General features: G+C 64.2%; 15 protein-coding genes. 5 read left to right on the forward strand and 10 right to left on the reverse strand.

The window, feature by feature from the left end; all coding sequences use genetic code 11:
- Positions 1 to 84 precede the first annotated feature (84 nt).
- Positions 85 to 1,812 carry a lipid A export permease/ATP-binding protein MsbA gene (gene msbA / locus NCR93_RS04695; protein WP_372492573.1) on the forward strand — a complete coding sequence of 576 codons (1,728 nt, stop codon included), beginning with the start codon at positions 85 to 87 and terminating at the stop codon, positions 1,810 to 1,812.
- 35 nt (positions 1,813 to 1,847) lie between these two features.
- Here the strand turns inward: msbA and rng are convergent, their stop codons facing one another.
- From rng to upp, 9 genes are all read right to left on the reverse strand, one after another.
- Complete coding sequence (gene rng, locus NCR93_RS04700; protein WP_008350634.1) at positions 1,848 to 3,317, reverse strand: ribonuclease G; 1,470 nt, start codon at positions 3,315 to 3,317, stop codon at positions 1,848 to 1,850.
- A 7-nt stretch (positions 3,318 to 3,324) separates the two neighbouring features.
- Positions 3,325 to 3,939 (reverse strand): Maf family protein, encoded by a 615-nt coding sequence (locus NCR93_RS04705; protein WP_008350633.1) that lies wholly within the window; start codon positions 3,937 to 3,939, stop codon positions 3,325 to 3,327.
- A 54-nt stretch (positions 3,940 to 3,993) separates the two neighbouring features.
- Positions 3,994 to 4,464, reverse strand: a complete 471-nt coding sequence (rlmH, locus tag NCR93_RS04710) for a 23S rRNA (pseudouridine(1915)-N(3))-methyltransferase RlmH (RefSeq protein WP_008350632.1) — start codon at positions 4,462 to 4,464, stop codon at positions 3,994 to 3,996.
- A 14-nt stretch (positions 4,465 to 4,478) separates the two neighbouring features.
- Positions 4,479 to 4,931, reverse strand: a complete 453-nt coding sequence (gene rsfS, locus NCR93_RS04715; RefSeq protein WP_175981889.1) for a ribosome silencing factor — start codon at positions 4,929 to 4,931, stop codon at positions 4,479 to 4,481.
- Between the two features lie 2 nt (positions 4,932 to 4,933).
- Positions 4,934 to 5,611 carry a nicotinate-nucleotide adenylyltransferase gene (locus tag NCR93_RS04720; RefSeq protein WP_008350630.1) on the reverse strand — a complete coding sequence of 226 codons (678 nt, stop codon included), beginning with the start codon at positions 5,609 to 5,611 and terminating at the stop codon, positions 4,934 to 4,936.
- On the reverse strand, positions 5,602 to 6,561 hold the full coding sequence (gene hemF, locus NCR93_RS04725; RefSeq protein ID WP_008350629.1) for an oxygen-dependent coproporphyrinogen oxidase: 960 nt from the start codon (positions 6,559 to 6,561) through the stop codon (positions 5,602 to 5,604). Before hemF ends, NCR93_RS04720 begins: the two co-directional genes overlap by 10 nt.
- A 133-nt stretch (positions 6,562 to 6,694) precedes the next feature.
- Positions 6,695 to 7,996, reverse strand: coding sequence for a phosphoribosylamine--glycine ligase (purD, locus tag NCR93_RS04730; RefSeq protein WP_008350628.1), 1,302 nt, complete (start codon positions 7,994 to 7,996; stop codon positions 6,695 to 6,697).
- 266 nt (positions 7,997 to 8,262) lie between these two features.
- Complete coding sequence (locus NCR93_RS04735) at positions 8,263 to 8,991, reverse strand: YebC/PmpR family DNA-binding transcriptional regulator (protein ID WP_008350627.1); 729 nt, start codon at positions 8,989 to 8,991, stop codon at positions 8,263 to 8,265.
- Positions 8,992 to 9,309: 318 nt separating this feature from the next.
- The gene (upp, locus tag NCR93_RS04740; protein ID WP_008350624.1) at positions 9,310 to 9,963 is read right to left on the reverse strand and encodes a uracil phosphoribosyltransferase; all 654 of its coding nucleotides are present in this window, start codon (positions 9,961 to 9,963) and stop codon (positions 9,310 to 9,312) included.
- Positions 9,964 to 10,175: 212 nt separating this feature from the next.
- On the opposite strand from upp, the gene NCR93_RS04745 reads away from it, so the two are divergent.
- The 4 genes from NCR93_RS04745 to kdpE are packed head-to-tail and all read left to right on the forward strand — an operon-like array spanning position 10,176 to position 13,086.
- Positions 10,176 to 10,955, forward strand: a complete 780-nt coding sequence (locus NCR93_RS04745; RefSeq protein ID WP_008350622.1) for an SDR family oxidoreductase — start codon at positions 10,176 to 10,178, stop codon at positions 10,953 to 10,955.
- A gap of 13 nt (positions 10,956 to 10,968) precedes the next feature.
- A complete protein-coding gene (locus NCR93_RS04750) occupies positions 10,969 to 11,358 on the forward strand; it encodes a methylglyoxal synthase (protein ID WP_008350620.1) in 390 nt (129 codons plus the stop codon).
- A 23-nt stretch (positions 11,359 to 11,381) separates the two neighbouring features.
- A complete protein-coding gene (locus tag NCR93_RS04755) occupies positions 11,382 to 12,356 on the forward strand; it encodes a quinone oxidoreductase family protein (protein ID WP_008350618.1) in 975 nt (324 codons plus the stop codon).
- Between the two features lie 31 nt (positions 12,357 to 12,387).
- Entirely contained in the window at positions 12,388 to 13,086 is a 699-nt protein-coding gene (gene kdpE / locus NCR93_RS04760) for a two-component system response regulator KdpE (protein WP_008350616.1), read from the forward strand.
- Here the strand turns inward: kdpE and NCR93_RS04765 are convergent.
- Positions 13,062 to 13,739, reverse strand: coding sequence for an SDR family oxidoreductase (locus NCR93_RS04765; RefSeq protein ID WP_008350614.1), 678 nt, complete (start codon positions 13,737 to 13,739; stop codon positions 13,062 to 13,064). The genes kdpE and NCR93_RS04765 overlap by 25 nt on opposite strands.
- Between the last annotated feature and the right edge of the window lie 667 nt (positions 13,740 to 14,406).

Consider the following 14,406-nt stretch of genomic DNA (forward strand, 5'->3'; position numbering starts at 1 on the left):
CATGCAAACCGAACACCGAGGAAAGATTTGAGCGAGAAGCAGACATTGCGCAAGACCATCGGCACGGGCGAAGCCAGCTCGCCCATGGCCGTCATGAAACGGCTATGGCCGTATATCCGTCCGCTGCTCGGCATGGTGATGCTAGGCCTGCTGACGATGGGCATCGTCGCCGCGACCGAGGCCGGCATTCCGATGTTGCTCAAGCCGCTGCTCGACCATGGTTTCGGCTCGAAGAGCAGCGATCATGCGAAATGGCTCGTGCCCGCAGCGGTCATCGGCCTTGCGCTGGTGCGCGGCGGGGCACAATACGCATCGGGCTATTTTCTCTCCTACGTGACGAACAAGATCCTGCTGCAACTGCGGCTCGAAATGTTCCAGCGCATGATCCATACGAGCGCGGGCTTCTTTCAGCGCGAAACCGCGAGCACGGTCATCAACGCGATCGTCTTCGAGGTCAATCAGATCCTGAGCGTGCTGCAGAGCGTGGTCGTGACGCTCGTGCGCGATTCGCTCACGGTCGTGTTCCTGCTCGGCTATCTGTTCATCCTCAACTGGCGGCTCACGCTGATCGTCGCGGTGATCCTGCCGGCGATCGGCTGGCTCGTCAGCAAGATCAACCGCCGGCTGCGGCGCCTGAATCGCGAGCATCAGTCGTTGACGAACGATCTGTCGTATATCGTCGAGGAGACGGTCGGCGGCTACAAAGTCGTCAAGGTGCACAACGGCGAGCCGTACGAAATCGACCGCTTCACGGAGATGAGCCAGCGGTTGCGCGGCTACTCGATGCGCATGCAAGTCTCGGGTGGTCTCGCGCAGCCGCTTACGCAGTTTCTCGCATCGATCGCGCTCGCCATCGTCATCACGATCGCGGTCGTACAATCGGCCAACGATCAGACGACGGTCGGCGGCTTCGTCGCGTTCGTCACGTCGATGCTGCTCGTGATCTCGCCGCTCAAGCATCTGATCGACATCAATCAGCCCTTGCAGCGCGGCATGACGGCGGCCGAGCTGATCTTCGGCCTGATCGACGAGCCGGCCGAGCCCGCTGGCGGCGGCCGGCGTCTCGAACGCGCGCGCGGCGAAGTCGAATTCCGCGACGTGTCGTTCAGCTATGGCTCGGTCGACCGGCCGACGCTCGATCGCGTGTCGTTCAAGGTCGCGCCGGGCGAGATGGTCGCGCTCGCGGGCCCCTCTGGTAGCGGCAAGACGACGCTCGTGAATCTACTGCCGCGCTTCTTCGATCCGCGCGCCGGCCAGTTGCTCGTCGATGGCGTGCCCATCAGCGAGTACAACCTGCACGACCTGCGCGGCCAGCTCGCGATGGTCAGCCAGGACGTCGTGCTCTTCAACGATACGATCGCCGCGAATGTCGCGTACGGGCAGACGCCGGACCCCGAACGCGTGATGTCGGCGCTGACGGCGGCGAATCTCGCGGATGTCGTCGCGTCCTTGCCGGACGGGATCAACACGCTCGTCGGCGGCAACGGCATGCGTCTGTCGGGCGGGCAGCGTCAGCGTCTCGCGATCGCGCGCGCGATCTACAAGGACGCGCCGATCCTGATTCTCGACGAGGCGACCTCGGCGCTGGACTCGGAATCGGAGCGGCACGTGCAGTCGGCGCTCGAGACGCTGATGAAAGGACGCACGACGCTCGTCATCGCGCACCGGCTCTCGACGATCGAGCGCGCCGACCGCATCCTCGTGATGGAAGCGGGGAAGATCGCGGAGCAGGGCAGTCATGCGGAGTTGCTGCGCAAGGACGGCTTGTACGCGCATCTGCATCGGATTCAGTATCAGCAGCAGGCGGCGTGAGGCAGTCGGCCTCGCTCGAATGACTCTGGGCGAGGCTACATCAACACGATGTCATACTGCTCCTGACTCAAATTACTCTCCACCTGCAGCGAAACCGGCTTCCCGATGAAGTCCATCAGCATCGCCAGATGCTGCGATTCCTCTTCCAGAAACAGATCGATCACCTGCTGCGAAGCCACCACGCGAAACTCGCGCGGATTGAATTGCCGCGACTCGCGCATGATTTCGCGCAGCACGTCGTAGCAGACGGTGCGCGGCGTCTTCACCTGACCTTTGCCCTGACACACCGGACACGGCTCGCACAGCACGTGAGCCAGTGACTCGCGCGTGCGCTTTCGCGTCATCTCGACGAGCCCGAGCTGCGAAAAGCCGTTCACGGTCACGCGCGTTCTGTCGCGCGAGAGCGCCTTCTTCAGCTCGCCCAGCACCTGATCGCGATGCTCGACATTCTCCATGTCGATGAAATCGATGATGATGATCCCGCCGAGATTCCTCAAACGAAGTTGCCGCGCGATCGTATGCGCGGCTTCGAGATTGGTCTTGAAGATCGTGTCGTCGAAGTTGCGCGCGCCGACATACCCGCCCGTATTCACGTCGATGGTCGTCATCGCTTCGGTCTGGTCGATCATCAGATATCCGCCCGACTTCAGATCGACGCGCCGCGACAGCGCCCGCTGAATCTCCGCCTCGATGTTGTACAGATCGAAGAGCGGCCGCTCGCCGGTGTAATGATGCAGACGCGACGCCACCGCCGGGGTGAACTCCGCGGCGAAATCCGCGAGCATTTGAAACGTCTCGCGCGAATCGACCTGAATACGCGTGGTTTCGTCGTTGACGAAATCGCGCAGCACGCGTTGCGCGAGGTTCAGATCCTGATAGAGCAGCGTGGTGGGCGGCACGCGCTGCGCTTGCGCGACGATCGTCGCCCAGGTCTTGCGCAAGTACGCCACGTCGGCCGCGAGTTCTTCGCTCGTCGCGTCTTCGGCGATGGTCCGCACGATGTAGCCGCCTTTCTCGTCGGCGGGCAGGACGGCGGTCAGTCGCGCGCGCACGGCCTCGCGCTCCGCTTCGCTCTCGATCTTCTGGGAGATGCCGATATGCGGCTCCTGCGGCAGATACACGAGCGTGCGTCCCGCGATGCTCACCTGCGTCGACAGGCGCGCGCCCTTGGTGCCGATCGGGTCTTTCACGACCTGCACCATCAGCGACTGACCTTCGAAGACGATCTTTTCGATCGGCGTATGCGGCTGTGAGTTATGCGGCTCGCCCGCGATGCGCGGATGCCAGATATCCGCCACATGAAGAAACGCGGCGCGCTCGAGACCGATGTCGATGAACGCGGACTGCATGCCCGGCAGCACGCGCACGACCTTGCCGAGATAGACGTTGCCGACGCGCCCGCGCGAAAGCGTGCGCTCGACGTGAAGCTCCTGAACGGCGCCTTGCTGAACCAGTGCGACGCGGCTTTCCTGGGGTGTGACGTTGATCAGGATTTCTTCGTTCATGGCCTGTTTAGAATGCGACGCGCGCCAGGCGCAAGAGAGCAGCGGTTTCGAAAAGGGGCAGACCCATGATACCCGAATAGGACCCGTCGATTCGCTCGATGAACTCGGCCGCGCGGCCCTGAATGCCGTACGCGCCCGCCTTGCCGAGCGGCTCGCCCGATGCCGCGTAGCGTTGCAGCGCAGCACGGTCGACGTTCGAAAAACGCACTTGCGAGCGCGAGAGCGCGGGTTCCAGCAACGCGCCATCGGCATCGACGACGGCGAGCGCCGTCAGCACTTCATGCTCGCGGCCTGCGAGGCGTTCGAGCATCGCGACGGCGTCTTCTTCGTGAAGCGGCTTGCCGAGAATCAGCCCGTCGATGGTGACGGTCGTATCGGCGACGAGAATCGGCGCGGACGCGAAGCCGCCAGCGAGCAATCGCGCGCGCGCGGCCTTTGCCTTTAACGCGCACACGCGCACGACGTACGCATCGGCGGCTTCGCCGGGCAACTCGGCTTCGAGCGCTTCGGCGTTTTCATCGGCACGGGGAAGAAGGAGTTCGAACTGCACGCCCAGTTGAAGAAGCAACTCCTGACGGCGCGGGCTTTGCGAGGCGAGATAAACGTAGGGATGAGTCGGCATCGTGACGTGGATTCGAATGACGCGCGGGGCATTCGATCCAGCGTCGAAGCACCCTCAAGCGCGATGATAGGGATGATTCTGCGTGATGCTCCACGCGCGGTAAAGCTGTTCGGCGAGCAGCACGCGCACCATGCCATGCGGCAACGTCAGGCTCGAAATGCGCAGCATCAGTTCCGCGCGCGATTTCACCTCCGGATGCAGCCCGTCCGCGCCGCCGATCACGAACGCGACGTCGCGCCCGTCCTGCTGCCAGCCGGGCAGGGCGTTCGCGAGTTGCATCGTGGTCCAGTCGCGGCCGCGTTCGTCGAGTGCGACCACGCGCGCGTTCTTCGGCAAGGCAGCTTCGATGCGCTGCTTTTCGGCCGCCATCACGCTCTCGGCATTGCGTCCCGACGAGCGCTGTTCCGGCTTGATCTCTTTGAGCTCGATGCGCAGTTCGGGCGGCATGCGCTTCGCGTATTCGTCGAAGCCATTCGTGATCCAGTCGGGCATCTTGTGTCCGACGGCGAGGATGACCAGCTTCATGAAACGAAGCGGTGTCAGTGCTTGCGCACGGTCTTCCGCGCGGGACGTTTGACGGCGGGCGCGTCGTCTTCGTCGTCCTGGTCTTCATCGGCGGTGACGCTCGCGCCGCCGAACATGTTCGGCCTTTGGAGCTTCACGCGCACGGGCTTGTCGCCCCAGACTTCCTCGAGGTTGTAGTACTGACGCAGAGCGGGTTGCAGGATGTGCACGACCGCGTCGCCGCAGTCGACCAGCACCCATTCGCCGATCTCTTCGCCTTCCGTGCTGACGATGTCGCCGCCCGCTTCCTTGACCTTCTCGCGCACGCTGTTGGCGAGCGCCTTGGTCTGGCGGTTGGACGTGCCGCTCGCCACGACCACGCGGTCGAACAGCGACGTCAGATGGGTCGTGTTGAACACTTTGATGTCTTGCGCCTTGACGTCTTCGAGACCGTCGATGATCGCGCGTTGCAGCTTCTGAAGTTCCATAGTTACGATGTCTGGTACAGGTGATGTTGAACAATATAGTCCCATACGGCGGATGGGACCTGCGCGCGGGCGTCGGTCGCACCGTTCATCGAACGCGCTTCTTCGCGGATCGCCGTGGCGGATACGTCGAGTAGCAGCATTTCGTCGATGTGCATGTGACCGTGCGGACTCCCGCGCAAAACGTCGGGCGATGCGCGGCGCGCTTCGAATTCGGCCGCGACCGGGGCGGGCAGCGTCGCGACGTCGAAGCCGGCGCGTGTTTCCACGCAAATGTGCGCGTAGTCGAAGAGCCGCTTCCACTGATGCCACGAATCGAGCTTGACCAACTGGTCCGCGCCCATCAAGAGCGTGATCGACGCGTCCGCGCCTTCGCGCTCGCGCCAGTGCGCGAGCGTGTCGACGGTGTACGTGTCGCCGTGGCGGTCGATCTCATCGGTGGCGACGACGATCTGCACGCCATCGAGCGAAAGCGATGCCGCCGCCGCACGCGTCATCGCCAGCCGATGCTCCGGCGCCGATACGCCCGCCTTCTGCCACGGCTGTCCGGCGGGCAGCAGTACGAGCTCGGTCAGTTGCAGCAACTCGACGAAGCGCCGCGCGAGCGCGAGATGCCCGTTGTGGATCGGATCGAATGTGCCGCCGAGCAGGCCGACGCGCTTGGCGCAGGGCGTCACAGCCATTCCCGGCGCACCAGAAAGTCTTCGTACAGCCGCGCTTCCGGCGTGCCGGGCGCGGGCTTCCAGTCATAGCGCCAGTTCGCGACGGGCGGCATCGACATCAGAATCGATTCGGTGCGTCCGCCGCTTTGCAGGCCGAAGTGCGTGCCGCGGTCGAACACGAGATTGAACTCGACATAACGCCCGCGCCGATACGCCTGAAACTCGCGCTCGCGCTCCGTGTAGGGCGTGTCGCGGCGTCGTTCGATGACCGGCAGATACGCCTTCAGGAACGCATCGCCGACGCTTCGCATCATCGCGAACGAGCGCTCGAACCCCGGCTCCGAGAAATCGTCGAAGAAAATTCCGCCGATGCCGCGCTGCTCGTTGCGATGCTTCAAATAGAAGTACTCGTCGCACCAGGTCTTGAAACGCGGATACAACTCCGCGCCGAACGGATCGAGCGAATCGCGGCAAACCTGATGGAAATGGCGCGCGTCTTCCTCGTAGCCGTAGATCGGCGTGAGATCCATGCCGCCGCCGAACCAGAAGATCGGCGCTTCGCCGTCTTTGGTCGCCGTCAGCATACGCACGTTCATGTGCACGGTCGGGCAGTGCGGATTGCGCGGATGCATGACGAGCGAGACGCCGAGCGCCTCGAAACCGCGTCCGGCGAGTTGCGGACGCGCCGCGCTCGCCGAGGGCGGCAGCGCGTCGCCTTGCACATCCGAAAAGCCGATGCCGCCGCGCTCGAAGAATCCGCCGCCTTCGAGGATGCGCGTCACGCCGCCGCCGCGCAGATGCGCGCCGGGCTCGCGGGTCCAGGCGTCGGTAGCGAAGGCGGTGCCGTCGAAGGCGCCGAGCGCATCGGCGATGCGCGTCTGCAGGCCCCTCAGATAATCGCGAACGGCGGCGATATCGTGGGCTGCGTCGGATTGTGTGCGTTGTTCCGCGCTGCGGTTCGGTTCACTCATCGATTGCTGCGTGCGCCCCTGTGGGCGGCCTTGAATGGCAGGGGTTAACCCTTCGTATCGAAACTCTCAAAAGCACGCTGCCGGACACGAGGTCCGGCAGCGCGGGTGCTTGGGCGGCGTGCGCCGCGCCGTGTCAGTGCTTGTCGCCGGGTTTTTCCGCCGTCTGCTTGCGATTCAGCGCGCGATAGCCGATGTCGCGCCGATACTGCATGCCGTCGAACGAGATCTGGTTGACTGTATCGTAGACCACGGATTGCGCGCCGCGCACGGAATCCGCCAGGCCGACGACGCACAGCACGCGCCCGCCCGAGGTCGTGAGCTTGCCGTCGGTGAGCGTCGTGCCGGCATGGAAAGTGACCGAATTCTCGGTTTCCGCGGGAATGCCGCTGATGCGGTCGTCCTTGCGCGGCGTATCCGGATAGTTATGGGCCGCGAGCACCACGCCGAGCGCGGTGCGGCGGTCCCAGTCCAGATCGACGGTGTCGAGCTTGCCGTCGATCGCCATTTCCACGACCTTCGAGAAATCGCCCTTCAGGCGCGCCATGATCGGCTGCGTCTCGGGGTCGCCCATGCGGCAGTTGAATTCCAGCGTTTTCGGATTGCCGTTCGCGTCGATCATCAGGCCGGCGTACAGGAAACCGGTAAAGCGGATGCCTTCGCTTTCCATGCCGCGCACCGTCGGCTGGATGATTTCGCGCATCACGCGCGCGTGCAGTTGCGGCGTGACGATCGGCGCGGGCGAGTACGCGCCCATGCCGCCGGTGTTCGGGCCCTTGTCGCCGTCGAGCAGGCGCTTGTGGTCCTGGCTCGACGCGAGCGGCAGGACGTGCTTGCCGTCGACCATCACGATGAAGCTCGCTTCCTCGCCCGCCAGAAACTCCTCGATCACCACGCGCGCGCCGGCGTCGCCGAGCTTGTTGTCGGCGAGCATCGAATCGACGGCGGCGTGCGCTTCTTCCAGCGTCATCGCGACGACGACGCCCTTGCCGGCGGCGAGGCCGTCCGCCTTGATGACGATCGGCGCGCCTTTGGCGTCGATGTAGGCGTGCGCGGCGGCGAGCTCGGAAAACGTCTCGTATTCGGCGGTCGGAATGTTGTGGCGCTTCATGAACGCCTTCGCGAAGTCCTTCGAGCTTTCGAGCTGCGCGGCTTCCTTGCTCGGGCCGAAGATTTTCAGCCCGCGCGAACGGAACAGATTGACGATGCCCGCGGCGAGCGGCTGTTCCGGCCCTACGAGCGTGAACGCGACGTGTTCCTTCTCGACGAAATCGGCGAGTTCCGCCGGATCCGTGATGTCGACGTTGCGCAGGCGCTCGTCCTGCGCGGTGCCGCCGTTGCCCGGCGCGACATAGACGATCTGCACGCGCGGCGATTGCGCGAGCTTCCAGGCCAGCGCATGTTCGCGGCCGCCGGAACCGACGACGAGTAACTTCATGTGAATCCCCGAAATCCTGACAAAAAGCGGCTTGAGAAAAAGCGGCGGGCGCATCGACCGTAAAGCGCGCGTATGACACTCGTCATGGCGTCGCGAAGGCGGCTCGCGCTGACATCGGCTGCGTCACGCGCCTTCCTCGGGCGATGCCGCGCCGCGAAGGCCGTGCGGCGCTGCTCCGGCATGGCAGCCGAAGCGAAAGATGTTCCATGCGAGGCCGCGGCGGACTTCGATGCCGCCGCGCCCCTGCGCTACGAAGCTCGGAAAGCTCAGTCTTCGTTGATCGCGGCGTTTGTATAGACTTCCTGCACGTCGTCGAGATTTTCGAGCGCGTCGAGCAGTTTTTGCATTTTCACTGCGTCGTCGCCGCTGAATTCGACTTCCGTCTGCGGTTTCATCGTCACTTCGGCGAGTTCCGCCTTGAAGCCCGCGGCTTCGAGCGCGTCCTTCACCTTCTGGAAATCGTTCGGCGGGCAGACCACTTCGATGCTGCCGTCCTCGTTCGTCACGACGTCGTCCGCGCCGGCTTCGAGCGCGGCGTCCATCAGCTTGTCTTCCGGCGTGCCGGGCGCGAACAGGAACTGGCCGACGTGATCGAACATGAACGACACCGACCCGTCCGTGCCCATGTTGCCGCCGAACTTCGAGAACGCGTGGCGCACTTCCGCGACGGTGCGGGTGCGGTTGTCCGTCATCGTGTCGACGATGATCGCCGCGCCGCCGATACCGTAGCCTTCGTAGCGGATTTCCTCGTAGTTCGCGCCATCGACGCCGCCGGTGCCGCGCTGGATCGCGCGGTTGATGTTGTCCTTCGGCATGTTGGCGTCGTAGGCCTTGTCGACGGCGAGGCGCAGGCGCGGGTTTGAATCGATCTCGCCGCCGCCCATGCGCGCCGCGACCTGGATTTCCTTGATGAGGCGCGTCCAGACCTTGCCTTTCTTCGCGTCGGCCGCGGCTTTCTTATGCTTGATGTTGGCCCATTTCGAATGACCCGCCATTACCTTTCTCCATCGCGCGCGGACCTGCCGGGCGCCTAGTGTGCTGTCGTGCTGAATGTGTCTGTCTGCCGCGCGCTGCTCGGCCGCGGTCGGGTTCGCTCGGGGATCGTTTCGATCCGGCCTGACCCGAATAGGAACAGACCGAAATTTTAGCATGGCGTCGTGCGCTCTCAATGCCGTGTGGCACGGGCCGGAACGCGAAAATCGGCGCAAACCGTGCGAAATTCCGTCGAATCGCGTGGAATTCGCGCGAACGAAGCCGTAAACGCAAACCGCCGCGCAGAATCGCGCGGCGGCTGGAATGGTTCCGGCGAACGCTTAATTCCTCGTGCCGAAGAGACGGTCGCCCGCGTCGCCGAGACCCGGAACGATATACGCATGCTCGTTCAGATGCGAATCGAGCGACGCGACATACAGCTTCACATCCGGATGCGCGTCCTGGAACACCTTCACGCCCTCGGGCGCGGCGACCAGTGCGACGAAAATGATGTTTTCGGCTTGCACGTTGCGGCGCTTCATCACGTCGACGGCGTGCACCGCCGAGTAGCCCGTCGCGACCATCGGATCGCACAGAATGAAGACGCGCTCTTCGAGATCGGGTGGCAGACGCACGAGATACTCGACCGGACGATGATCGTCCGCGCGATACACGCCGATATGCCCGACACGCGCCGAGGGCACGAGATCCAGCAGGCCGTCCGACATGCCGATGCCCGCGCGCAGCACCGGCACGATCGCGAGCTTCTTGCCGGCGATCACCGGCGCGTCGATCCCGACGAGCGGCGTTTCCACGCGCTTGGTCGTAAGCGGCAGATTGCGCGTGATTTCGTAGCCCATCAGCAGCGTGATTTCGCGCAGCAGTTCGCGGAACGTGCGCGTCGACGTGTCCTTGTCGCGCATGTGAGTGAGCTTGTGCTGGATCAGCGGATGATCGGTGATGAAGAGATTGGGAAAGCGGCTGTCTTGTTTCATGGGTCTCGCGCGCGGCGCGTCCTGCTCGTGTGATGTTCTGCCTCTGACGCTCGGGGAGCGGACAGTGGCGACAGTTTACCCAAAAGCCCGCGCACGCCTAAGAAGATTCGCGCGGGCCTTGGCGTTTCCGCCGCCGACGTTGCTGCCCCGATTCTTCTAGAATTGCGCGAAGACGTCACGATCTGTGACGAAAGACAACTGGAGGAAAGACGATGGATATGGGAATCGCGGGCCGCACCGCGTTGGTATGCGCGGCGAGCAAGGGCCTGGGACGCGGCTGCGCCGAAGCGCTCGCCGCCGAAGGCGTGAATCTCGTCATCACCGCGCGCACGGCGGAAACGCTCGAAGCGACGGCAGCGCACATCCGCTCGACTTACGGCGTCACCGTGACGACCGTCGCGGGCGACATCACGACGCCCGAAGGCCACGCCGCGGCGCTCGCCGCCTGTCCCGCGCCGGACATTCTCGTCAACAACGCGGGCGGGCCGCCGCCGGGCGACTTCCGCACTTTCACGCACGAGATGTGGATCAAGGCGCTCGAAGGCAACATGCTGACGCCGATCGAGCTCATCAAGGCGACCATCGACGGGATGATCGAGCGCGGCTTCGGGCGCGTCGTGAACATCACGAGTTCGTCGGTGAAGGCGCCGATCGACGTGCTGGGTCTCTCGAACGGCGCGCGCTCGGGCCTGACCGGTTTCGTCGCCGGCGTCGCGCGCAAGGTCGCATCGACGGGCGTCACGATCAACAATCTCCTGCCGGGCACGTTCGACACCGACCGTATCGCCGTGACGATGGAAGCGCAGGCGAAGGCGCAGAACATTTCGATCGACGAAATGCGGGCGCGCCGTGCGCAAAGCCTGCCCGCGGGCCGCTTCGGCACATCGGAGGAATTCGGCAAGGCATGCGCGTTCCTCTGCAGCGTGCATGCGGGCTACATCACCGGTCAGAATCTGCTGATCGACGGCGGCGCTTATCCCGGCACCTACTGAGACGGAGCCTCCGATGACCACACGCGTCGCGCTCATCGCGCACGACATGAAGAAGGACGACATCGTCACGCTGGCGGGCGAGTTCGTCGACACGCTCGCGCAATGCAATCTCGTCGCGACCGGCACGACCGGCGGACGCATCGCGGCGGCGCACGGGCTGGAGATCGAGCGCAAGCTGTCCGGCCCGCACGGCGGCGACCTGCAGATCGGCGCGGAACTGGCGGAAGGGCGCGTGAACATCGTGATCTTCCTGCGCGACCCGATGACGCCGCAGCCGCACGAGCCCGACATCAACGCGCTCGTGCGCGCCTGCGACGTGCACAACGTGCCGTGCGCGACCAACATCGCGACGGCGCGCATGATTCTCGACGACTTGCGTCTGCGCTTCGCGCGGGCGTCCTGAAGATCAAAGGAGACGAACGAGCGATGACCAAGGCAATCCGATTCGACAAGGCAGGCGGCCCCGAAGTCATGAAGTGGGTCGACGTGGACGTGGGCGCGCCGGGCAAGGGCGAAATCCGCGTGAAGCATCATGCGGTGGGCCTCAATTTCATCGACGTGTACTTTCGCACCGGCCTGTATCCGATGCCGCTGCCGGGCGGCCTCGGCATGGAAGCGGCCGGCGAGGTGACGGCGGTGGGCGAGGGCATCACGCAGTTCAAGCCGGGCGATCGCGTCGCCTATGCGTCGCGCCCGCCGGGCGCCTATGCGGAAGAGCGCGTGATGTCGGCGGATTACGTCGTCAAGCTGCCCGATTCGATCGGCTACGAAGATGCCGCGTCGATCATGCTGCAGGGTTTGACCGCGCAATATCTGCTGCGCCGGACGTATCGCGTGAAGGCGGGCGACACGGTGCTGATCCACGCGGCGGCCGGCGGCGTCGGCATGCTCGCGTGTCAGTGGGCGAAGGCGCTCGGCGCGACGGTGATCGGCACGGTCGGCTCCGACGAGAAAGCCGAGCTCGCGAAGGCGCACGGCTGCGATCATCCGATCGTCTACACGCGCGAGAATTTCACGCAGCGCGTGCGCGAGATCACGAACGGCGCGGGCGTGCCTGTCGTCTACGATTCGATCGGCAAGGACACGTATATCGCGTCGCTAGATTGCCTGTCGCCGCTTGGGCTTTTCGTGAGCTTCGGCAATTCGTCGGGCCCGTTGCCGCCGCTCGATTCGTCGGAGCTGGCCGGTCGCGGCTCGCTGTATTTCACGCGGCCGACGCTTTTCAGCTACATCGCCAAACGCAGCGATCTCGACACGATGGCGGCGGAACTGTTCGATGTCGTGTCGTCGGGGAAAGTGAAGACGAACGTGCGCCAGCGTTATCCGCTGTCGGAAGCGGCGCGCGCGCACGAAGACCTCGAAGCGCGCAGGACGACCGGCTCGACGATTCTTCTGCCGTGAAGCGACGCGAAACCGCGCGGACGGCTATCCGATGAGCGAGCCGTCCTTTACCGTCGTCCTGATCGAGGATGAGAAGCAGATTCGGCGCTTCGTGCGCGTGTCGCTCGAAGCGCAGGGCATGACGGTCCACGAAGCGGACACCGGTCAGAAAGGTCTCGTCGAAGCCGCGACGCGCAAGCCCGATCTCGTGATCGTCGATCTCGGCCTGCCGGACACCGACGGCATCGATGTGATCCGCGAACTGCGCGGCTGGACCGAGCTGCCGATCATCGTGCTGTCGGCGCGCACGCAGGAGGAGGAGAAAGTCGCCGCGCTCGATGCCGGCGCCGACGATTACCTCACGAAGCCCTTCGGCGTTTCCGAGCTGATGGCGCGGATTCGCGCGCATTTGCGGCGGCGCAATCAGGCGTCCGCGAGCGAGACGCCGGTCGTGACTTTCGGCGATGTGACCGTCGATCTCGCGCTGCGCCGCGTCACGAAGCACGCCGAAAACGTGCATCTGACGCCGATCGAATACCGGCTGCTATCGACGCTCGTGCGTCACGCGGGGCGAGTGCTGACGCATCGGCAATTGCTGGTGGAAGTGTGGGGGCCGTCGCATGTCGAAAGCCCGCATTATCTGCGCATTTACATGGCGCATCTGCGGCAGAAGCTGGAGCGCGATCCCGCGCAGCCGGAACATATCGTGACCGAGACGGGCGTGGGTTACAGGCTCGTCGGCGTGGCGTGACGGACCGCGCTGAGCGAAGCGAGCGCGGTATCGATCGGCACGTCGCCGCCGACGAACGCGATCAATCGGTCGCGGATGCCGAGCGTCACACATCGCACGGCGATGCGCGCGACGTCGGCGCGTGCGACTTCGGGCGTGTGTTCAGTGAGTTCGTCGGCGAGCGCGATGGTCCCGCGCGGCGGCGCGTCCGATAAAGGCCCTGGCCGAAGAACCGCGAACGGCACACCGCGATGCGCGACGTATTCGTCGGCTTCGCGCTTCATCCGCGAGTAATGGCGCAATGCAAAACTGCTTCGCGCCGGATGAAGTGCGGATAGCGCGCTCACGACGACGAGCTGCTGCACGCGGCGGCGCCTGGCGTAATCGGCGGTGCGCATGACGGCATCGCGATCGATCGCGCGTTCCTCGTTGACGCCTTCGTTGTCCGCCGATCCGGCTGCGTAGATCACATGCGTGATGTCATCGAAGGCGTGAGAAAAGTCGTTGGTGAGATCGCCTAGCAGGATTTCGGCGCCCATCGCCGCGAACTCGCTCTTGTGCGCGGATTTGCGCAGCATTGCGCGGAATGGCATGGCTTGCCGATGCAATCGCTCGGCGATGAGGCGGCCCGTGCGGCCGTGGGCGCCGATCAGCAGAACCTTCAGCGAGTTCATGTGCGGAAGTCTCCTTTGCTTGCGGTTCCTTTTTTTTTGGTCGGTGGCTTCGGCTTTCGCCGGATCCCGGTTTCGTGTCGGTCTATTAACGTTGCCCCTGTGCGGGGCGGCACTCACTTTCTTTGCTGCTGCAAAGAAAGTAAGCAAAGAAAGCAGCTTTTCAGGCCCGCGGTCACACGCAATTTGGGTAGTTCTCTCGTTCTCGATGGCACTCGCCTAAAGAGTGCCCTCATCACAATCACCGGGCTTGGATCGCGCACGGTCTGCCATCACTCGGCACGCAACGAACTGGTTCAGCACCAAATAGCTCCGGCCCGCTTCGCGGCCGACCGGTCAATCGGGTCCGCGCGTGCTTCTCTACTAACGTCTCCATCTCACTGCAATCGCCGCACGTTGGTTTCCCTTGCATAGCCGGCGGCAGCGCGTAGCGCTGTGCCGAACCTCTTTCGTGCTGAACCAGTGTCCTTGGAAAACTAGCTTGTCAGACCGTGCGCGATCCAAGCCCGGTTAGTCCTTTGAGGGCACTCTTTAGGCGAGTGCCGCCGTGGACGAGAGGACTACCCAAATTGCGTGTGACCGCGGGCGTGTCGAGCTGCTTTCTTTGGTTACTTGTATATTGAATCTGGCGTCCGGAAGCTGATCTCTCCCGTTCGCTCGAAGCGGTAGC

The organism is Caballeronia sp. ATUFL_F1_KS39, from assembly GCF_023630985.1.
GTDB classification, from domain to species: domain Bacteria; phylum Pseudomonadota; class Gammaproteobacteria; order Burkholderiales; family Burkholderiaceae; genus Caballeronia; species Caballeronia zhejiangensis.

What these genes read in the sequence shown, in the direction of transcription:
- msbA (WP_372492573.1), top strand. Translation starts at nt 85, where the DNA reads ATGGCCGTCATGAAACGGCTATGGCCGTATATCCGTCCGCTGCTCGGC.
- rng (WP_008350634.1), bottom strand. Translation starts at nt 3,317, where the DNA reads ATGAACGAAGAAATCCTGATCAACGTCACACCCCAGGAAAGCCGCGTC.
- NCR93_RS04705 (WP_008350633.1), bottom strand. Translation starts at nt 3,939, where the DNA reads ATGCCGACTCATCCCTACGTTTATCTCGCCTCGCAAAGCCCGCGCCGT.
- rlmH (WP_008350632.1), bottom strand. Translation starts at nt 4,464, where the DNA reads ATGAAGCTGGTCATCCTCGCCGTCGGACACAAGATGCCCGACTGGATC.
- rsfS (WP_175981889.1), bottom strand. Translation starts at nt 4,931, where the DNA reads ATGGAACTTCAGAAGCTGCAACGCGCGATCATCGACGGTCTCGAAGAC.
- NCR93_RS04720 (WP_008350630.1), bottom strand. Translation starts at nt 5,611, where the DNA reads ATGGCTGTGACGCCCTGCGCCAAGCGCGTCGGCCTGCTCGGCGGCACA.
- hemF (WP_008350629.1), bottom strand. Translation starts at nt 6,561, where the DNA reads ATGAGTGAACCGAACCGCAGCGCGGAACAACGCACACAATCCGACGCA.
- purD (WP_008350628.1), bottom strand. Translation starts at nt 7,996, where the DNA reads ATGAAGTTACTCGTCGTCGGTTCCGGCGGCCGCGAACATGCGCTGGCC.
- NCR93_RS04735 (WP_008350627.1), bottom strand. Translation starts at nt 8,991, where the DNA reads ATGGCGGGTCATTCGAAATGGGCCAACATCAAGCATAAGAAAGCCGCG.
- upp (WP_008350624.1), bottom strand. Translation starts at nt 9,963, where the DNA reads ATGAAACAAGACAGCCGCTTTCCCAATCTCTTCATCACCGATCATCCG.
- NCR93_RS04745 (WP_008350622.1), top strand. Translation starts at nt 10,176, where the DNA reads ATGGATATGGGAATCGCGGGCCGCACCGCGTTGGTATGCGCGGCGAGC.
- NCR93_RS04750 (WP_008350620.1), top strand. Translation starts at nt 10,969, where the DNA reads ATGACCACACGCGTCGCGCTCATCGCGCACGACATGAAGAAGGACGAC.
- NCR93_RS04755 (WP_008350618.1), top strand. Translation starts at nt 11,382, where the DNA reads ATGACCAAGGCAATCCGATTCGACAAGGCAGGCGGCCCCGAAGTCATG.
- kdpE (WP_008350616.1), top strand. Translation starts at nt 12,388, where the DNA reads ATGAGCGAGCCGTCCTTTACCGTCGTCCTGATCGAGGATGAGAAGCAG.
- NCR93_RS04765 (WP_008350614.1), bottom strand. Translation starts at nt 13,739, where the DNA reads ATGAACTCGCTGAAGGTTCTGCTGATCGGCGCCCACGGCCGCACGGGC.